The sequence below is a fragment of the Virgibacillus sp. Bac332 genome, assembly GCF_003667785.1.
GTDB lineage: Bacteria > Bacillota > Bacilli > Bacillales > Amphibacillaceae > Virgibacillus > Virgibacillus salarius.
Window position 1 is genome coordinate 3,447,253 of the sequence record NZ_CP033046.1, and the last position, 20,875, is coordinate 3,468,127.

Consider the following 20,875-nt stretch of genomic DNA (forward strand, 5'->3'; position numbering starts at 1 on the left):
ACTGTATTGACCAATCATTCATTTTTACATAGTGGAAACCCTTGCCAACACTTATTTGACAAGGGTTTTCTTGTTGTCTAGGAAATTATAAAATTAGCCTATGTGGGTAATTATGGGCGTGTTGAGCCGCGTCCAGCTAGGCGACTTCACGAATCGCAATACGATAAGGCGTCATCGGCTCGATTCCTTTATCCTAGCTGACTCGCTCCAGTCGCTACGGGAGCTTGGACTTTTGCTCAAAATTTTTGATTACCACGGTAGCCACTATAGAAATAATTCCTGAATATCATTCCATGTAACAATGATCATAAGAAGCATGAGCAAAGCAAAACCGACGAAATGAAACAATCCTTCCTTTTCTGGAGAGATTGGTTTCCCTCTCACAGCTTCTATTCCTACAAATAACAGTCTCCCTCCATCTAAAGCTGGAAGTGGAACTAGATTGACGATTCCTAAGTTAATACTTAGCATGGCCGTCCACATTAAAAAGTTCATAAATCCAGTTTGAACAATTTGATCTGTTGCATCATATATACCAACAGGTCCTGATAGTGTTTCAATTGGTAATTGTCCAGTAATTAGCATGGCTAAGTTAGTTACTATTAATTTTGTTGTTTCAAATGTTTGCGTAAAACCATATGTTATTGTGCCGAGAACCGATTTCTCGAACCCTTGGTATACTCCGATCTGTCCATATGAACCTTGACCTTCTTGTCCAGGCACCTCTGCTGGAACAATCGTTAATGGAACTTCTTCCCCATTACGAAGTACAACAATATCTAGTTCTTCCCCAGGGTTCTTTCTTACAATGGAAGTAAATTCCTTCCACGTTGAAACCGATTGATCTTCTATCTTGATAACCTCATCATCGCTCTTCATACCTGCTTCTTGAGCAGGGCTATCTGGTTGTATTTGCCCCATTTTTGCCTCTTCAACCGGAACTCCTTGAATAAGTCCAAGTATTAAAAAGATAACAATTGCAAGAACAAAATTCATCATAGGACCAGCAAAAAGCTGCATAGCACGTTGACCTATCGTTTTGGAGGCAAATTGACGATCATACGGAGCGATTTGCGTTTCTCTTTCATCCATTACAAAAAATGCCTTCGGATCGACTTCGAAGCTAAGTTTTTCGTCTTGCTCATCAACCTCATAGCCTTCAATTCGTAATTTGTGATCTAAGTCCGCATGTTCTACTTCAATAATACGAGCATTTGGGTGCTTCGATTTATGATTTACAATAATCTTATTTACTTTTCCTGCATCGTTAAATTCAAGACCAACATGGTGGCCTGGTTTCAATTCGATAATTTCTGGATCCTCTCCAGCAACTCGGACATATCCACCGATTGGAAGGAGCCGTATTGTATATACAGTTTCATTTCTAGTAAAAGCAAATATTTTCGGACCAAAGCCGATCGCGAATTCTCTAGCGAGCATACCTGCGCGTTTTGCAAAAATTAAATGGCCCCATTCATGGATAAACACGAGTAAGCCAAACATGAATATAAAAGCGATAACTGTGTTCAAAGAAAGCACCTTCCTTTAGGGGATAAATTAATAACCTTTTATCTGTGAATTCTTACCTATACTAGTATATTATAGACATCCTACAAATATTTATTGCCTGCATTGTTTAGTTAAAAAAACCAACCAAATGTAATATAGGCATTACAAACAATAAACTATCAAACCGGTCTAATATACCTCCATGTCCTGGTAATACATTTCCTGAATCTTTTACTTCATAGTGACGTTTAAATGCGGACTCGACTAAGTCACCAATTTGACCAAAAATGGATGCCAATAGAGATACACTAATAATTGCTAGAAATGAATCTTCTATTGGATGAATAGCCTGAAAGATCACGCCAACAACAATTGCTAAAAAAACGCCTCCTAGCGCACCCTCAACCGTCTTATTCGGACTGATTTTTGGCCAAAGCTTCCGTTTACCGAATGCTCGTCCAAAAAAATATGCACCTGTATCTGTTGCCCAAATAATAAGAAATACGTAAAGTATCGTTGCTAATGCGTCGGTGCTTTCAGGTCCAACTCGCGCTTCAATTAAATAATAAAATCCCATTCCTACATAAATAGCTGATAAAAGCACTACTCCAGCATGATCAAAAGTAAACTTGTTCTTAACGAGTACCGTATACGATAATAAGAGTAGTACCATTAGCATAATGACTTCTGACTTTGTAAACCAAGCTAAAGGAGTTAAATCTGTATTACTCTCTTGCATCAAAATTAACCACACTAATCCAATTCCTAAGATGGATGGAATGGAATATTTGGAAATTTTACCCATTCTTATCAATTCAACAAAGCCAATTGTGGCCATTGCATAAACCAAAAGTTGAAAAGGCATCCCTCCGATAATGACAAAGGGCACAAATATAATTAGTGCAATAATGGCTGTAATAATTCTTTGTTTCATCGCAATTCCTCACCTTAAATTCCGCCATAGCGTCGTTGACGTTGCTGATACTCTTGAATAGCTTCTTGAAATACTTCTTCCGAAAAATCTGGCCAAAGGACATCGGTAAACCAGAATTCGGTATAGGCTAACTGCCATAAAAGAAAGTTACTTAGTCGTTGTTCGCCACTTGTACGAATTAATAAATCCGGATCACTTAATCCCTGCGTATATAGATATTTAGAGAAGATTTGTTCATCCAATGAATCAATGCTTAGTTTGGAACCATCAATATCTGTCATAATCTGTTTTATCGCTTGCATTATTTCATCTCTACTTCCATAGTTTAAAGCAAAATTAAGCAATAATCCATCATTACCCTTTGTTTTATCAATAGCGTATTGAACAGCTTTTTTCGTATGCGTAGGCAAAGATTCAAAATCTCCAATTGTTTGAATTCGAACATTTTTCTCCATTAACTCTGGTAAATGAATATGTAGGAATTCTTTCGGCAACTTCATCAAATATTCTATTTCAGGCTTAGGTCTTTTCCAATTTTCAGTTGAAAAAGCATAAAGGGTTAGTACTTTTATGTTCGACTTATAAGCAGCTCGCACTACTTTTACTACTGAATTAACCCCTTCCTTATGACCTGCAATTCTTGGTAGGGCACGTTTCTTAGCCCATCTTCCATTTCCATCCATTATTATGGCTACATGATTGGGGATGTTCTCGGTCTCCATCTCCATTTGTTTATCGTTCGATGTCTTTTGTTTATTTTTTATAAAAGGAAGTCTAATTGACATTTTTTGTCCTCCGAATGCTGTTGATTATCCATATCATGATTCTACAACTATCATCTATATGTAAACCGCATTGATTATATGCCAGTCCATTCTGGATAAATCATCATTATATCACCAAATCATTTTATATTATAACGATTTTGGCGTAAGAATACAAAAGCCCCCTTAAACAAGAGGGCTTATACATCTTATTTTACACGGTATTAGACTAAACTTCCATAATTTCTTTTTCTTTATCTTTAGCAAGTTGATCTATTTTTGCAATATGATTATCGGTTACCTTTTGAACTTCATCTTGGGCACCTCGTAATTCATCCTCAGGCAGACTATCGTCTTTTTTCAATTGATCATTGGCTTCACGACGAATATTTCTTACTTGCACACGAGATTCCTCCGCGTATTTTCCAACTACTTTCACTAAATCTTTTCTGCGTTCCTCAGTTAGTGTTGGGATATTAATGCGAATCACATTCCCATCACTAGAAGGTGATAATCCTAAATCGGCTTTTTGAATTGCTTTTTCTACATCGGAGATGGCGGATTTATCATACGGTGTAATAACCAATAAACGCGCCTCAGGTGCCGTTACGGAAGCTAACTGATTTAACGGTGTAGATGTACCATAATAATCAACATATACACTATCTAACAAATTAGGGTTTGCTCTACCTGCTCGAACAGTTGCTAAATTTTTCGAGAATGCTTGAACTGCTTGCTCCATTTTTTCTTTCATTTGTTTCATAATACCTTCAGACATCTTTATTTCCCCCTTATCGTAGTTCCAATATTATCTCCTTGGACTACTCGTTTAATATTTCCTTCTTCCATAATAGAAAAAACAACTAATGGAATATCATTATCCATACATAATGTGGAAGCAGTAGAATCCATAACTCCTAGTCCTTCATTCAGCATTTCCATATAAGATAGATTTTCATATTTTTGCGCATCTTTATTAACCTTTGGATCATCTGTATATACGCCATCTACATTATTCTTAGCCATAAGGATTACTTCAGCTTCGATTTCAGCTGCGCGTAAAGCAGCAGTAGTATCAGTTGAAAAGAAAGGATTTCCTGTACCGGCAGCAAAAATGACAACACGTTTTTTCTCCAAATGACGAATTGCTTTTCTCCTTATGTATGGCTCAGCCACTTGTCGCATTTCGATTGATGTCTGTACTCTAGTAGGTATACCCATATTTTCCAGTCCATCTTGAAGTGCTAGAGAATTCATAATTGTTGCTAACATTCCCATATAGTCAGCAGTAGCACGATCCATACCCATTTCACTACCAACCTTGCCTCGCCAGATATTTCCACCACCTACGACGATTGCGATCTCAACATCTAACTCGGCAACTTCTTTCACTTGATTAGCGATAGACTGAATAATTTTAGGTTCAATGCCATATCCTTGTTCGCCACTTAAAGCTTCTCCACTTAATTTAAGTACGATTCTACGGTAACGAGCTGTTGTCATAATAACCTCCATAGAAATTTGATATTGTTTTGTAGTTTTGTTCACTTGGGGATAGATGGAGAAATAGGGAACAACTATTGTGCTCCCTATTGACCTACCATTTATTTTTTAATTTGGCTCATTACTTCATCAGCGAAGTTTTCATCACGTTTTTCCATACCTTCGCCAACTTCATATCGTACAAATGTTTGTACAGATGCGCCCTTATCCGTTACATATTTTTTCACTTTTTGATCTGGATCTTTAACGAAGCTTTGTTCTAATAAACAAATTTCTTCAAAGAATTTACCAAGGCGTCCTTCAACCATTTTTTCGACAATATGTTCTGGCTTACCTTCATTTAAAGCTTGAGCTTTTAATACTTCACGCTCATGGTTTACCTCTTCATCAGATACAGCATCACGTGATACATAACGAGGGTTTACTGCTGCTACATGCATCGCAACATCTTTCGCTACTTGCTCGTCTGTTGTACCTTCTAGTAGCGTTAATACACCGATGCGGCCACCCATATGCAAATACTCACCAAATGCGTCGTTGTCTGTTTTTGACAAGATTGTAAAACGGCGTAGCGATAATTTCTCACCAATTTTTGCAACAGCAGAATTAATGTAATTCTCTACAGTGTCTCCACTACCATCCATTTCTTGTTGCAACGCTTCTTCCAGCGTTGCAGGGTTACGATTAAGTAAATGTTTTGCTAAATCAGAAAGTAATTGTTTAAACTGATCATTCTTGGTTACGAAATCTGTTTCACAGTTAACTTCTAAAAGAACTGCTTTATTACCGTCTATTTCAATGTACGTTGAACCCTCCGCAGCAATTCGGTCAGCCTTCTTCGCTGCTTTTGAAATTCCTTTTTCACGAAGATAATCAATTGCTTTCTCAATATCTCCGTCCGTTTCTTGTAGCGCTTTTTTACAATCCATCATACCTGCGCCAGTTTTTTCACGTAATTCTTTTACCATTTTTGCAGTAATAGCCATAAAAATCCTCCTTTGGATAATCAATGTAGTATCTCGTTCTTTAAAAAAGGTGATAAAAGGCTCTTATCCTCTTATCACCCTCACCTTTCAATTGATTACTCTTGTTCTGTTTCAGAATCGGTTGCTTCCTGTTGCTCTTCTTGCACTTCTTCTGTTTCTTCCCCTTGTTTCACCTCTAAAATAGCATCTGCCATTTTTGAAGTCAAAAGTTTCACCGCACGAATAGCATCATCGTTTGCAGGAATTACATAATCAATTTCATCAGGGTCACAGTTTGTATCCACAATTCCGATAATCGGAATATTTAATTTATGCGCCTCTGCAATCGCAATTCGTTCTTTACGTGGATCAATGACAAACAATGCATCAGGTAGTTTATTCATTTCTTTAATTCCACCAAGGAATTTAACTAGGCGATCTTTTTCTTTTAATAAGTTAACAACTTCTTTTTTAGGTAACACTTCAAATGTGCCATCTTCTTCCATACGTTCGATATCTTTCAAACGATTGATACGTTTACGAATTGTTTGGAAGTTAGTAAGTGTACCACCTAACCAACGTTGGTTTACATAGTACATACCAGAACGAGTTGCCTCATCACGCACAGAGTCTTGTGCTTGTTTTTTTGTACCTACGAAAAGGATTGTACCACCATCAGCTACAACATCCTTTACATAATTGTACGCTTCATCAACCTTCTTCACTGTTTTTTGAAGATCAATGATATAAATTCCGTTACGCTCTGTAAAGATGTATTTTTTCATCTTTGGATTCCAGCGACGGGTCTGATGTCCAAAATGTACACCAGCTTCAAGTAATTGCTTCATTGAAATTGCTGACATTAAAAATTCCTCCTAAATGGTTTTTTTCCTCCGTTTAGATCATTTTTGCAAACAGACCATTTACATGGCACCACATTTACAAATCACTAAACGTGTGTATTTATTACTTGCTCAACCTACGAAGAACATAGTATTCACACCAAAAAATAATATATCATAAGCATGAAGACTTATCAAGTCAAACATATGAATTTTTTCGTATTTATGTGCATAAAATTAATGCTATGCATGCTTACCAGCCATTTTGATAATCAATTCAGCCTCCGTCTTTCCACAATTTAATTGCCGAGCAATTTCTGTAATAGATAACCCTTTGCTATACAGATGTAATATCCTTGCTTGTAAAGAGGCTTCTACTTGATCATCCTCGTGAACCTCTGGCTCGTATTCGGAATGAGCTTGCTGTATTTCTCCAGCCCTTTTAGAATCCTGTGTGGCAGAAGCCTCAGATACCTCTTTGGACTTTCTATCTCTATGTGTAGTTAACTGATTTATCAATCTGTCATTTTCCTCTTTCAATTCTTCTAGATAGTTGTCGAGGAGAGAATTTATTTCTTCAGAACTTATTTGGTTTGGCTGATTTGGCTGCCTTACCTGTTTTAATAATTGATAAATAGCAGCAAAGGCAATAATATGTAACAAAAAGCTGATAATTAATAAAAACGATGTCATCGAATCCCTCTTTTATCCATTAAAATCTACACGTTTTCCTAAATAAGGATGACGCCATTCTTTTCGTTCTCGCTCTTTTTCTTCATCTTTTGCTTGAATAGAAGCGTTCAATCTTTTTTGATCTTGTTGCTGTTTCCATTTTAATTGCTGAAGATCCTTTGACCCCATTACTCGTTTCCGTTTTAGCTCTTCTTGTTGTAGCTGTGTTTGGGCAAGTGATGTTTGGAAATTCTCATTTTGTTTTAGCATTTGCTCTTGCATTTTACCTGCATCCTGAGAACGAGGAATAGCAACTTGTAATTCTATCGATTTCCAACCCATAAAATCTACACCCCTTACGGCTATTCGAATAATGGATAAATAACAATCTCATTATCTACTAAATGCATTTTCACAAAATGTTGATTGTCTTTGATAATTCGTCGATATTTTCCAAATGCAACGATTACATTCGAAAAAATATAATTTCTTACAATTAATTCTGCATAATGTTCACTACCTATACTGGAGTTGAGTTTATCAAGTTGCAATGTTACTTCTTCAAGTTGTTCATTCGTTTTGTTCCATGAATTCTTTTGACGAAGTAGGGTGATGCGGAGCTTTGGATTTTGCTCAATATCTCTTTGCTTTATTTTTTCGCCTAATATTCTTAATTTCGACAGCGTATCTTCTAATTCCTTTTTTTTCTCTTGTAACTGCCTTTCCTTCGTTTCAATGGATTTATCTACACCGAATATAATCTCTGTTTCCGTGCTAAGACGATTACCAATGTCCTTTGCTTCTATCGATTTACCTGCAGAAAGGGCACCTCCTATAATGTTCCCTTTTTGACAGAAAACATGACCCTTGACCGTACAGTTACTATGTAGAATGGAGTTTTCTACATATAAATCTTGTCCAGCAACAGCGATGCCTTGATTAATATAGCCAATTTTAATGGATTCGTCCGCTCTTATAGTTCCTTTTGCTTGGCCAGCCAAGCCCTCTGATACATAAACAGAACCTCCAGCAATCACCGTAGCCGCCTCAACCATACCAAATATTTTAACATCACCTTTTGCCTTGACTGTATATCCAGTGGGAACATCTCCATGAATAATAATGGTTCCTACAAAATCAAGATTTCCATTTTTCATGGATAATGTTTCTTCTACTTCAAATACAGGCTGAATTTGGATCCACTTGTCGACCTTACTTAATTGCCCCTCAGATGCAGCATAAAAGGATTGATCTTCCTCCCGATATACAACATTTTTCCCGGCCTTTACAACCGCTGGTCTTCCAGGTCGAGCGGCAATTTTTGTACCATCAATCGTATACCCACATTCACCTTCGGATGGGTCATACAGCTCTGCAATTTTTTCCCCTTTTCTCACAGTAGGAATCCGCATAACATCCCTGAAATTCCAATTACAATCACGAACGATATCTGTTGTAAAATCAGAGATATATTGCAAAACCCCATCTTTACCATGTTTCACTTGCTTCCCTTTTGCAACCGTTATTGGAAAGGTTATTTCCGACAAATTACTAGAAAGTTGAGATATTGATTCCTCCATGACTCCATATAAAATTCGATGATCTCGTAAGAATTGACGAATTTCCTCATCCGAAATACTACTAATTTCTCTCTCTATTTGTTCTTTCGTATCTAACTGTGCGACCATCTTATCCTTAGAAATAGTTACTTGAAAGATATCATCTAATTGACCCACTTGTATTTCCTCCTTTTACTTCCACATCATCCCGTTATATGGATTTTAAAAAGTGAGGAGAAAAGATATATCGAATGATTGCTAATGTTGTATTCCATTCATTATGCATTTTGCTTACTTCAATTGTAATAGCAGTTATCAAAGCAATTGATATTCTTTTACATACCCGACTCTTCAAATCTTCACTTTGTATAAACACCCTTTATGAAAAGGATTGTATTTTTTTTAAGGTAGATCGAAGTTTGACTATCGATTTTTTGTGTATTTGTGATATTCGTGAAGTAGTTAAGCCTAGTACTTGTCCAATTTCTGTTAATGTTAGCTCCTCGTGATAAAACAAACTAATTACCATTTGTTCATTTTCATTTAAAGCCTTTATTCCTTCTTTAAGTTCATCTTTTAATTCATTGTTTATCATATGATCTTCTGGTGCGACTGTTTTATCATCAGGGATAGAGTAGCCAATCCCCTCTTTTAACTTCATCTTCTGGTCACTTGGCTTATCTTCTATAGACAATATATTAGCAAAAAGTGAGTCACGCATTGCACTCTCCACCTCTTTCACTGTCATGCCGATGTTGTCTGCTATTTCTTCGGTAGTTGGCTTTCTTTGGTTTTTTTGCTCTATTTGGTTTGACACCTGCTCAATTTTCTTCGTTTTATCTCGTAAAGAGCGGGGCAACCAATCTTCCCTTCGTAATCCATCCATTATCGCACCTTTAATCCGAAATGATGCATACGTATCGAATTTTAGATCTCTGCTCGGATCGAATTTCTTTAGTGCATCATATAGTCCCATTAAGCCAAAGCTCTTAACATCCCCTCTATTGACATTGCTCGGCAAGTTACTTGCAATTCTCTCCACATGAAAACTTACAAGATACATATATTTATCAATAAGTTGATTTGCTGCATCCATGTTATTATAAACTAACCAGTCATCCCACAGCTTCTCTTCATGAGGAGATTCATTCACTATCATTATATACACCCCTTTTATTACGATCTGCTCTGATCTATTCTAAATAAAGGTTTCTTCTCTATTAATTTTTCTGATTTTTAGCTTACTGGTTTCTGGATCAAATTCTATTGTTCTACCAGTATTTCCTCCCACATCTTGAGCAACTACTGGAATATTACAATCCTTTAGCTTATCTAAAACTGCCTCTACATTTCGAGGGCCAATTCGCATCATATCGGAACCAGAAGCAAATTGAAACATTTGCGCACCACCAGCAATTTTTGCTTTTAATTTATGTTTATTAGCTCCACAATCTATCATTTTTGTAATTAATTTTGGGATGGCTGTGTCTGCATATTTATACGGATTGTATTGCTTCTGTCTGGCCAATTGAGAATTTGGAAGCAGGATATGAGCCAATCCCGAAACCTTTTCCGTTTCATCATAAATTACTACTCCTACACACGATCCTAATCCAGATGTTCTAATTTTCATAGGAGGAGTTACAACATTTAAATCTGCAATACCTACTTTGATGATCGACGCTGTTTTATTCATATCCATTTATTCCTAACGCTTGAAATAACTTTGGGAATGAGTCTGGATCAGGAATAAAGAGAAAATGACCTTCTATACTATGAGATAGATGCGAGGGATTCATCTTCGTATTGATAATGATTGCATAATCCGTAACTTGTGATAGTTCAATAAGTCCTGCCGTTAAAATCGCTCCTGCCATATCTATGCTGAGATACGGAACAGATGGCTGCATATTTACTTGTGTGAAATCTGATAGAGCAGATAGGTATGCACCAGTAACAATATTTCCGGTTTCTTTAAGTACAGAAATAGCTAGTTCATTATCAGAAGAAGCAAGTAAATTCATTGCTTGATCTCCTGTTATTTCTCTAACTAATGCTTCAGCCCTCTCAGTTGATAGGATAAAATAAACGGTTCCTGGTGCAACGCCCTGTATTCGGAATAAAAGTGCAACAATAACTTCATCTGGCCCCCCCAGCAACTCCATCATTTCGTCATAGCTTACAACGTTTACGGAAGGAACTTCCATATCTATTTTTCTATTTAGTAATTTAGACATGGAAGTTGCCGCATTTCCTGCTCCAATATTTCCAATTTCTCGCAAAACATCTCGCTGTATGGTCGTGAGTTTTGTATAGTCCATGAACGATTATCCTTCGACAGATTTTAATTCATGAATTTCATCTTCGGTTAATACTTTTTGCAAATTAAGAAGGATTAATAGACGATCATCTAATTTTGCTACCCCTTCTATATAATCCGCATCAACCGTACCAATAACTTCAGGTGCAGGTTCAATCTCATTTTCTGGAATATCAATCACATCATTTGCAGCATCTACTACGAGACCAACTTCCATATCATCTACGAAAACAATAATAATTCTGGTTGAATCAGAAAATGCTGTTTCCTTCATCCCAAAACGTAATCGTAAATCAATAACAGGCGTAACCACTCCTCTTAAATTTATGACACCTTTCACAAAGTCAGCTGTTTGTGGCACTCTTGTAATTGGAATCATCTTTTCAATAGATCCCACCTGCTGCACAGAGACAGCGAACTCTTCATCCTCTAATTGAAATACAATTACTTTCCTATTCATTAACGTTTCATTTTCCATTTTTTTCTCCTCCAATTATCATTTTTATATAACTAATGCATTACTATCTACGATTAAAGCTACTTCCCCATCACCTAGTATCGTTGCTCCAGAAATAGCAAATGTATTTGATAAATAACTGCCTAAGGATTTTAAAACTACCTCCTGTTGTCCTATAAAGGCATCAACAACGAGTCCTGTCATTTTATTCCCTTTTTTAACAATGACAACCGATATATATTCATTATCTATTACATTATCATCTGCTGGAACAGTAAAAATATCATTGAGAAATGCTAATGGAACCACTTTCCCTCTAAAATCAATTACTTTTGTATTATGTGCATGCATGATATCATCCCGATGAATAATTGCCGTTTCAATAATGGATGACAATGGAATAGCGTATTTTTCATTTTGTAATTCGATAAGCAATACGGAAATAATGGATAACGTTAAAGGTAATTGTATAGAAAAGATAGACCCTTGATCTTTCTTAGCATCAATCGAAATCCTTCCACCTAATGATTCAATTGTATTTTTAACAACGTCTAGACCTACACCTCTTCCGGATATATCTGAAACCGTATCTGCAGTAGAAAAACCACTTGCCATAATCAATTCGAATATCTGCTGATCTGACAATAATTCGGATTGACTATCATTAACAACACCATTTGCGATAGCTTTCTTTAATACTTTTTCTTTATTTATACCAGCACCATCATCTTCAATTTCGATGAAAACGTGATTGCCACTGTGATAAGCTTCGAGTTTAATCGTTCCGTGTTCAGACTTTCCTTTTTTTAACCGTTCGTCTGGAGATTCAATACCATGATCAATTGCATTCCGTATTAAGTGAACGAGCGGATCACCTATTTCATCTATTACGGTTCGATCTAGTTCCGTTTCTGCCCCAATAATCTCAATTTCCACATTTTTATTTAGATCCCTTGCTAGTTGGCGAATCATACGAGGGAACCTATTAAACACTTGCTCTATTGGCACCATCCGCATCGTTAAAATGATGGATTGTAAATCACTAGACACGCGAGACATATGCTCTACGGTCTCCTGTAAATCTCCATGGTTTAAGTCTAGAGAAATTTGTTCTAATCTGCCTCGATCGACGACAAGCTCCTCGAATAAATTCATCAGGACATCAAGTCGGTCAATATTAACTCGTATCGTCTTGTTTGCTGAAGTTTTAGCAGAATTTTGCTGCTTTTTGTCCTTATTGGACTTCGTTTCTTGTGTCTGCTGTTCATCCCTTGCTTTATCATTGCTTTGTTGATCAGCTTTATACGTGCTTGCTGAGAAAGTATGAACTTCTACTTGTTCAATTTCTGAAACTTTTTCTATATTTGTTGAAATTTTTTCTTTAGAATGTTCTGATATGAATATTACTGTAAAACTAGTATCAAATTGTTCTTCTTCTAATTCATTTACAGATGGCTCAGATTTAACGATTTCTCCCAATTTCTCTAAAACCTCAAAGACCATAAATACTCTTGCACCTTTTAAGAGACAGTCTTCTCTTAAAGTCACGTTAATCTCATAATTGGAATATCCACGGTCTGATGATTCACTTAGTATCGTAAGTTCAAACTCATCTAAACCCTGAACATGTTGTAGCTGAGTCGCTTCTTGTTGCTGGGTTGTGCTATCTGCTTCTTTCATCTGTACAGCCGAAACAGAATTCCCGCTTTCGATAGCCTGCAATTGTTCAACAGCTTGAGAAACATCTCTCGTGCCATCGCCACCACTCGAAATGTCTTCTACCATTTCATTTAAATGGTCCACTGCTGCGAATAAAATATCCATCATTTCGACGTTAACAGTAACCTTCTCATACTTGATTGCATCAAATACATTTTCTAGTTTATGGGTTAAATTTGCTAAATCACTAAAACCCATTGTTGCTGACATTCCCTTTAATGTATGAGCAGCTCGAAAAATCTCTTCAATGATTTTCTTTTCATTAGGGTTTTTCTCTAAGGCTAAAAGCTGATTATACAAAACTTCTAAATGCTCATTACTTTCATCAATAAAAACTCCTAAATACTCTGTTGTATCCACATTAAAGCCCTCCACCTATAATAATTTTGTTATAAAGTCGCTTATGTCACTTAACACCACTTCTTTAGTAACGAGATTTGTTCGCACCGCTGCTTTGGGCATGCCATAAACAACAGCTGATTCTTCTGATTCAGCGATAACAACGGTATCCTTATCCCCTGCCTTTAGAGCTTTGATACCATTACTACCATCGCTCCCCATCCCAGTAAGCACGACTGCCAGCTTATTAACATGCTTTACATTGGCAAGTGAAGTAAATAACACATCCACCGATGGTCTATGTCCATTAACTGCTTTTTCCTTCGTTAGTTCTATTGCTACAGATGTGCCGATAGACTTTAGTTTCATATGTAAATCTCCTGGAGCAATATAAACAGTTCCGTTTTTCACTATTTCTCCATGTATCGCTTCTTTTACAGTAACCTGGGATTTTTGATTTAATCGTTCAGCAAGAGATTTCGTAAAACCTGCTGGCATATGTTGTACGATAAAAACTGGTGCTTTTATGTTTTTAGGTAATCGAGTAATAATCTGTTGAAGCGCTCTCGGTCCACCTGTTGATGTCCCGATTGCGACAATACTCTGTGCGAATTTAGTTAAAGCACGAGCATGACCAGTTGGTAAAGATGGGGGTTTTTCCTTCGCCCTCTCCTCCTGCTGCTGTAAAGGTAATCTAACCTTTGACGCCGTAATAACCTTCGATATAATTTCCTGCTTCATCGTTTCAATATCAATTGAGATGGGACCAGATGGCTTCGTAATAAAGTCTACTGCACCACTTGAAATTGCCTGTACTGTCTTGATTGTTGTATCCTCAGAGGCGGCACTTGAAAGCATAACTACTGGTATAGGATTGCTGTTCATTAATTCACGTAAAGCTGTTATCCCATCCATAATGGGCATATGAATATCTAAGGTAACAACATCTGGTTGTAATTTTTTAACTTTATTGATTCCATCTTCACCATTTCTAGCTGTTGCAATTACTTCCATACGATTATCACTTGTTAAAATGTCTGAAATCACTTTACGCATAAAAGCTGAATCGTCAATAATAATGACACGAATTTTACTCATGGCCATTTACCTTTCCGTTAAAAGCTGTTTTAGTTTACCTAAAAATGATGGCGTAGTATCTGATTGATTTACAGGCTGAACACTACAATAATTCTTTACTAACTGCTTCATTGCTCTGGCAACAGCAGAATTTTTTTTCAATAATACGTAAGGGGTTTGCCTAATGACAGCCGTGGTCACTGTTCTATCCTCAGGTAATGTACCTAATAACTTCGTTTCCACTTGTAAAAATTGAAAAATTACCTGATTGAATCGCCTTAGTGCTTCCCACCCTTCTTTTTCTGAATGACTTCGATTCATAATCACTTGCATTGGTAGCGTATCGTCATAAGAAACAATATGCTTTATCATGCTATAAGCATCTGTGATAGAGGTAGGCTCAGGTGTGGTGATCACAAAGCATTCATCAGATGCTAAGATAATTGATAAACTATCTTGTGTAATTCCTGCTCCCATATCAAAAATGATAAAATCGTAGTAATTAACTAGTTTCTTATATTGCTGAAAGAAGAAATTCCTTTTATGCTGATCGATGGAAAAAATATCACTTAATCCAGAACCAGCTGCGATATAATCCAAATCCCCTGGACCATGTTGAATAATTTCCTGAATAGATAGGTGCTCTTCAAACATATCGATAATCGTTCTTTCAACATGTAATCCTAATAAAATATCAATATTTCCCATACCTATGTCCATATCAATAACTAGCACTCTATTACGTTGTCTTACTAATTCCAATGAAAAATTTATCGTAATATTTGATTTTCCTACCCCACCCTTTCCACTAATTACAGCTATTGTCTTCGCCTGTGTAAAGTCCTGCATTGCTTTTAACTTTTTTCGAAGTCCATCTGCCTGATCATGCCTCATCCGATGACCTCATTACAAACGAAGCTAACTGTTTAGGTGATGGGTAGATTAAGTCTTCAGGCACATCTTGACCATTTGTTATATAACCAATTCCGATCTGTTTTCCAAGGGAAATATTTAGAATACTACCGAATTGACTCGTTTCATCTATCTTAGTCAAAATCACTTCTTTAATAGAAATTTCTTCAAATTGATCATATATTTCGCTGATATCTCTTGGTTTAGCCGTTAATGATAGAACTAAATACGTATCTGATTCCAGATTACTTTTTGTATCTTGTTTCATTTGTTTTACGTATTTTTCATCTCTAAAATTACGACCTGCGGTATCAACAAATATTAAATCAAATGTGTTAAATTTCTCGATTGCTTTTTGGAAATCTTCCTCCGTATAGGCTACTTCTACTGGCACATTCAATATTTTTGCATATGTTTTTAACTGCTCAACAGCTGCAATACGATACGTATCTGTAGTGATAAAAGCGATTTTTTTATGATCATTTAGCTTACTGTTTGCAGCAACTTTTGCAATTGTAGTTGTTTTTCCTACACCAGTTGGTCCAACAAAGTAAACTAATTTCTTATCATAGGATATCCCTTCGAAGGAGACCTGTTTGAGTCTATTCTCTATTTCCTGTTTGACTTCAGATATGATCGACTTGTAGCTACTACTATGTTGTTCTGCATCCTCCTGCCTATGCAAGACAGAATCAATAATGCTTGTAGCAATTTCGGTATCTACTTCTTGTTCAAGTAAATAATTATATGCTAATTGAAAATCAGCAGGGTACGTAAAATTCCCAATTGCAGAGTGATGTAGTAATTCTTTTACCTGTCTTAGCTCACGCAGTACATGTTGGTCATCTCTTTCATGATAAGCTTCATTCGATTCTACCTTTTTATTGGGCATTACTACCTTTTTCTTAGATAAATGTGGTTGCGGATCTCTTGCGGCTATTACTTCAATTTGCTGTTTTGTCAACAGACCGAGAAATCTTTTTTTCTTTACTTCCCTAGAATTTAAAATAACGGCTTCTGTACCAAGCTCTTTCCTAACTTGTTTCATCGCTTCAGGCATCGTATCAGCTACATATTTTTTTACCTTCATGCAATATTCACCACCCCGACACTTTGTACTTGTACGTTGGGCTCTAGCTCATTATAGGACAATACAACAACTTGCGGTAAATATCGATCTAGTAACTGTTTGACATACATTCTTACTGCTGGAGAACAAAGCAATATCGCTGTCTCTTCCTGTATGGTCAGTTTTTCTACCTCTTCATGTAATTGGTTGATCACCCGTTGCTGAACATCAGGATCCATGGAAAGATAGCTTCCATGCTCTGTCTGTTGAATACTCTCAGCAATTGCTTTCTCTACTTTTCCAGAAAGAGTAACTACTTTTAATGCCATATCTTCGTCAGTATATTGCTTAGTTAATTGAGATGATAATGCTTGTCTTACATATTCAGCTAGTAAATCGGTATCGTTTGTTAATTTTGCAAAGTCTGCAAGTGTTTCAAATATAATAGGGAGATTACGGATTGACACTTTTTCTTTTAAAAGCTTACCTAGTACTTTTTGAATATCACCTACTGCAAGTGGCTCTGGTGTTACTTCTTCAACAAGTATTGGATAGGTTTCCTTTAAATGATCAATTAATTGCTTAGTCTCTTGTCTACCTAATAATTCATGAGCATGTTCTTTAATGATTTCCGTTAGATGTGTGGATACAACAGAAGGTGGATCTACTACCGTATAACCGGATAACTCTGCTTCATCCTTTAAATCTTCGTTGATCCACTTTGCAGGTAGGCCAAAAGCTGGCTCTTTTGTATCTATACCATCAATTTCGTCATCTTCCATATCTGGAGCCATTGCTAAATAATGATCAAGCAATAATTCACCAGAAGCTACTTCATTTCCTTTTACTTTTAAACGATATTCATTCGGGTTAAGCTGGATATTATCGCGAATTCGAACTACTGGAATAACAATTCCTAGCTCAATTGCAAGCTGCCTTCGAATCATAACAATTCGATCGAGTAAATCGCCACCTTGGTTCGCGTCAGCCAGCGGTATAAGAGAATAACCAAACTCAAATTCGATAGGGTCCATATTTAATAAATGTACAACATTTTCAGGCGATTTCATTGCAGCACTTTCCGTTTCATCTTCCTCTTCCTCACTTGGTTCATAGACTACTTCTGTCTGCTTTAATAACAAATACCCACTTAAAGCTAGTAAACTAGCAATGATTGTAGTAAGAAAAAAGTTGATGGGTGTTAACCCTAATAAGAACACTGTTCCTGCTGCAATAAATAGCAGCTTCGGGTATTGGAGTAGCTGTCCAGTAACATCTGTACCTAAATTACCTGTTCCTGCTGTTCTTGTTACTACGATTCCTGTTGCGGTTGATATGAGTAAAGCTGGTATCTGACTAACTAATCCATCACCTACAGTCAATCGCATAAACGTATTGATCGCTTCTTGAAACGACATGTCCATCTGTACCATACCAATAACGAGACCAAAAATAATATTGATTAGTACAATGATAATACCCGCAATAGCATCGCCTTTTACGAATTTACTTGCACCATCCATGGAACCGTGAAAATCTGCTTCCTTTTCTATTTTTTCTCGTCTTTCTTTAGCTTGTTGTTCCGATATTAAACCTGCGTTCAAATCTGCATCTATGCTCATCTGTTTACCTGGCATCGCATCTAAAGTAAATCTAGCCGCCACCTCAGAAACACGCTCAGAACCTTTAGTGATTACAAGAAATTGGATAATAACTAAAATAACAAATACAACAAAACCTACTAGTGGATTCCCCCCAATTACAAAGGAACCAAATGTATCAACAACCCCACCAGCATCTGCTTCGGATAAGATCGACCTTGTTGTAGATACATTCAATCCTAGGCGAAATAAGGTTAATAACAAAAGAAGTGTAGGAAAGACTGAAAACTGTAATGCCTCTTGTGTATTCATCGAAACTAAGATTACAATTAGTGCTAATGAAATATTACCTAATATCAATACACTTAACAGCCATCCTGGTAACGGGACAATCAACATAATAATAATTAAAATAACGCCTAAAAGAACGGATAGATCTCTTGCTTTCATTGGGGTCTCTCCTTATTGCTTAAACTTTTTTCTCCAGCTTATATACATAAGCCAAAATTTCTGCTACCGCCTGAAAGAATTCTTCAGGAATTACATCCCCTATTTCAACTGCTCCATATAGAGATCGTGCTAAGGGACGATTCTCAACCGTCATTACTTCATTTGTACGAGCTATTTCTTTAATCTTCAACGCCACCTCATCAATCCCTTTAGCTAAAATATATGGCGCTTCAGCTTTTGCCTCATCATATTTAATAGCAATTGCAAAGTGGGTCGGGTTCGTAATGACTACATCTGCATTGGGCACCTCGCTCATCATTCTGCGTGTAGCCATTTGTCTTTGCTTTTCTTTAATTTTCGACTTTATAAGTGGGTCACCTTCAATGTTCTTATATTCATCCTTAACGTCTTGCTTTGACATTTTCATGTTTTTCTCATAGTCATAACGTTGATAAGCATAATCAAAAACGGCCAAAAATAATAATACGATTATTGCTGTTATTCCCATGACCATCGTAACCTGCCCAAAAAAACCAAGTGCATTGTCTACTGTTTTAAAGGACAGCATCATCATATCGTCCTTATATATCCATATCACTGTAAATGTCACAGCGCCAATACAGACAATTTTCAATAATGACTTAAGAAGTTCAACTAATGCACGTAATGAAAATATACGTTTCGCTCCTTGAATTGGATCGATTTTTTTTAAATCAAACTTTAATGGCTCTGTTGTAAACAAAAAGCCAATTTGTAAAAAGTTTGAAGCGAAGCCAGCTACAATAGCAATTATCATAAGTGGTGCGAGCATTTTTGATACTTCCATCGCTGCTCCTGAAAATACTTTATGTACTGTCTCTTCCGTTACATCCCAATGAATAAACTCTGTAAAAGTATGCTCATATAACCTCATCATACTATTCTTCATGGAATCGCCGAACACAAAGAGAATGATAAAAGCGAATAAAAGTAGAAAAGCTGTATTAACATCCTGACTTTTGGCTACCTTTCCTTTTTTTCGCTCATCCTGCCTTTTCTTCGGGGTAGCTTTTTCTGTCTTTTCACCAGCAAAGAATTGTAAATCGAGTTTCAATTGCAAGTTAAGCACCTCCGAACAATTGCATTAGGCTGCGGATTGTAGCAAATAAAATTTCAAACAAGTTCTTCACTAAAACAACATATAAACTCATAAAAAATAACAAGGCAACAAAGCTCACTAAAATTTTCAATGGTAATCCTACTACAAAAACATTTAACTGAGGCACAGTTCTAGCTATAATACCTAAGGCAACGTCAACAAGAAATAAACAACCTACAATTGGAATTGCAATTTGAAATGCAATAAGGAACATTTTATTAAATGTATCAATGACAAATGTAACTATATTTTCATTTTGAAATGGGATAAAAGCATCTATTGGTATAAATTGGTAGCTATTTACAATCCCATCTATTAAAATATGATGACCATTTACCGATAATAAAAAGAGTAAAGCAATAATATAGAAGTACTGTCCTGTTAATGGACTCTGAGCACCAGTTTGCGGATCAATAACATTGGCTATTGCGAACCCCATCTGAAAATCGATAAATCCGCCTGCAATTTGAACAGCAGATAAGATAATATAGGCTATTAATCCGATAAAAAGTCCTACCAAAGCTTCTTTTACGATTAATAACAGATACATTTCATCTACTGGTATGGAAGGTGCATTCACTGTGTAAAACATTAGAAAAGCCAAGAAGAAACTGAATCCTAGCTTAAACGGTCTCGGAATTGTTCGATAAGAGAACAACGGCATTGTAGCAAAAAAAGCTACTACTCTTACAAGAATTAACAAAAATACAGGGATACTATTAACATTAATTATTTCTAGCATACAATTACCCTACAAACTGATTTATATTTTTAAACAATTCGGATGTGAATTCTACCATTTCTGTAAGCATCCAAGGCCCAAAGAATACAAGACCAACCAGTACTGCCACAATCTTGGGAATAAACGCCAACGTTTGTTCCTGTATCTGTGTTGTAGCTTGAAAGATACTTACCAGTAATCCAACAGCCAAAGCTAATAATAGCAAAGGACCTGTAACTAATAGAATGGTATAAACACCTTTTTCTGCCAAAGTTAATACGAACTCACTGCTCATGGGAGCAAAGCCTCCTTAATGCTGAATAC

Annotated in this window: 22 protein-coding genes; all 22 read right to left on the minus strand. The window is 36.4% G+C overall.

From position 1 onward, the window contains the following. Positions 1–264: 264 nt before the first annotated feature. The 22 genes from rseP to fliQ all read right to left on the minus strand — a co-directional run bounded on the left by rseP (position 265) and on the right by fliQ (position 20,846). Positions 265–1,530 carry an RIP metalloprotease RseP gene (gene rseP, locus D9782_RS16465; protein WP_026680928.1) on the minus strand — a complete coding sequence of 422 codons (1,266 nt, stop codon included), beginning with the start codon at positions 1,528–1,530 and terminating at the stop codon, positions 265–267. Positions 1,531–1,636: 106 nt separating this feature from the next. After that, on the minus strand, positions 1,637–2,443 hold the full coding sequence (locus tag D9782_RS16470; protein ID WP_026680927.1) for a phosphatidate cytidylyltransferase: 807 nt from the start codon (positions 2,441–2,443) through the stop codon (positions 1,637–1,639). 14 nt (positions 2,444–2,457) lie between these two features. Next, positions 2,458–3,228, minus strand: a complete 771-nt coding sequence (locus tag D9782_RS16475) for an undecaprenyl pyrophosphate synthase (RefSeq protein ID WP_026680926.1) — start codon at positions 3,226–3,228, stop codon at positions 2,458–2,460. Between the two features lie 208 nt (positions 3,229–3,436). Then, positions 3,437–3,985 carry a ribosome recycling factor gene (gene frr, locus D9782_RS16480; RefSeq protein WP_026680925.1) on the minus strand — a complete coding sequence of 183 codons (549 nt, stop codon included), beginning with the start codon at positions 3,983–3,985 and terminating at the stop codon, positions 3,437–3,439. Between the two features lie 2 nt (positions 3,986–3,987). Beyond that, entirely contained in the window at positions 3,988–4,710 is a 723-nt protein-coding gene (gene pyrH, locus D9782_RS16485; protein WP_026680924.1) for a UMP kinase, read from the minus strand. A gap of 101 nt (positions 4,711–4,811) precedes the next feature. Beyond that, entirely contained in the window at positions 4,812–5,696 is an 885-nt protein-coding gene (gene tsf, locus D9782_RS16490; RefSeq protein ID WP_121605218.1) for a translation elongation factor Ts, read from the minus strand. A 95-nt stretch (positions 5,697–5,791) separates the two neighbouring features. After that, positions 5,792–6,538, minus strand: coding sequence for a 30S ribosomal protein S2 (gene rpsB / locus D9782_RS16495; RefSeq protein WP_026680922.1), 747 nt, complete (start codon positions 6,536–6,538; stop codon positions 5,792–5,794). Positions 6,539–6,760: 222 nt separating this feature from the next. Beyond that, positions 6,761–7,210, minus strand: coding sequence for a DUF6115 domain-containing protein (locus tag D9782_RS16500; RefSeq protein WP_026680921.1), 450 nt, complete (start codon positions 7,208–7,210; stop codon positions 6,761–6,763). A 12-nt stretch (positions 7,211–7,222) separates the two neighbouring features. Then, complete coding sequence (locus D9782_RS16505; RefSeq protein WP_026680920.1) at positions 7,223–7,531, minus strand: hypothetical protein; 309 nt, start codon at positions 7,529–7,531, stop codon at positions 7,223–7,225. A 20-nt stretch (positions 7,532–7,551) separates the two neighbouring features. Then, on the minus strand, positions 7,552–8,925 hold the full coding sequence (locus D9782_RS16510; RefSeq protein WP_121605219.1) for a flagellar assembly protein A: 1,374 nt from the start codon (positions 8,923–8,925) through the stop codon (positions 7,552–7,554). Between the two features lie 202 nt (positions 8,926–9,127). After that, positions 9,128–9,907, minus strand: a complete 780-nt coding sequence (locus D9782_RS16515) for a FliA/WhiG family RNA polymerase sigma factor (RefSeq protein WP_026680918.1) — start codon at positions 9,905–9,907, stop codon at positions 9,128–9,130. A gap of 39 nt (positions 9,908–9,946) precedes the next feature. Beyond that, positions 9,947–10,444 carry a chemotaxis protein CheD gene (locus D9782_RS16520; protein WP_026680917.1) on the minus strand — a complete coding sequence of 166 codons (498 nt, stop codon included), beginning with the start codon at positions 10,442–10,444 and terminating at the stop codon, positions 9,947–9,949. After that, positions 10,437–11,069, minus strand: coding sequence for a chemotaxis protein CheC (locus tag D9782_RS16525; RefSeq protein WP_026680916.1), 633 nt, complete (start codon positions 11,067–11,069; stop codon positions 10,437–10,439). Before D9782_RS16525 ends, D9782_RS16520 begins: the two co-directional genes overlap by 8 nt. 6 nt (positions 11,070–11,075) lie before the next feature. After that, positions 11,076–11,546 carry a chemotaxis protein CheW gene (locus D9782_RS16530; protein ID WP_026680915.1) on the minus strand — a complete coding sequence of 157 codons (471 nt, stop codon included), beginning with the start codon at positions 11,544–11,546 and terminating at the stop codon, positions 11,076–11,078. A gap of 24 nt (positions 11,547–11,570) precedes the next feature. Then, positions 11,571–13,604, minus strand: coding sequence for a chemotaxis protein CheA (locus D9782_RS16535; protein ID WP_026680914.1), 2,034 nt, complete (start codon positions 13,602–13,604; stop codon positions 11,571–11,573). 15 nt (positions 13,605–13,619) lie between these two features. Next, entirely contained in the window at positions 13,620–14,681 is a 1,062-nt protein-coding gene (locus D9782_RS16540; RefSeq protein WP_026680913.1) for a protein-glutamate methylesterase/protein-glutamine glutaminase, read from the minus strand. A gap of 6 nt (positions 14,682–14,687) precedes the next feature. Continuing rightward, the gene (locus D9782_RS16545; protein ID WP_026680912.1) at positions 14,688–15,554 is read right to left on the minus strand and encodes a MinD/ParA family protein; all 867 of its coding nucleotides are present in this window, start codon (positions 15,552–15,554) and stop codon (positions 14,688–14,690) included. Next, a complete protein-coding gene (gene flhF / locus D9782_RS16550) occupies positions 15,544–16,662 on the minus strand; it encodes a flagellar biosynthesis GTPase FlhF (protein ID WP_121605220.1) in 1,119 nt (372 codons plus the stop codon). The genes D9782_RS16545 and flhF overlap by 11 nt, the downstream gene beginning before the upstream one ends. Continuing rightward, the gene (gene flhA / locus D9782_RS16555; RefSeq protein ID WP_026680910.1) at positions 16,659–18,692 is read right to left on the minus strand and encodes a flagellar biosynthesis protein FlhA; all 2,034 of its coding nucleotides are present in this window, start codon (positions 18,690–18,692) and stop codon (positions 16,659–16,661) included. Before flhA ends, flhF begins: the two co-directional genes overlap by 4 nt. 19 nt (positions 18,693–18,711) lie before the next feature. Next, a complete protein-coding gene (gene flhB / locus D9782_RS16560) occupies positions 18,712–19,791 on the minus strand; it encodes a flagellar biosynthesis protein FlhB (protein ID WP_121605221.1) in 1,080 nt (359 codons plus the stop codon). Between the two features lies 1 nt (position 19,792). Continuing rightward, on the minus strand, positions 19,793–20,572 hold the full coding sequence (fliR, locus tag D9782_RS16565; RefSeq protein ID WP_026680908.1) for a flagellar biosynthetic protein FliR: 780 nt from the start codon (positions 20,570–20,572) through the stop codon (positions 19,793–19,795). Positions 20,573–20,576: 4 nt separating this feature from the next. Next, positions 20,577–20,846, minus strand: a complete 270-nt coding sequence (gene fliQ / locus D9782_RS16570) for a flagellar biosynthesis protein FliQ (protein ID WP_026680907.1) — start codon at positions 20,844–20,846, stop codon at positions 20,577–20,579. Between the last annotated feature and the right edge of the window lie 29 nt (positions 20,847–20,875).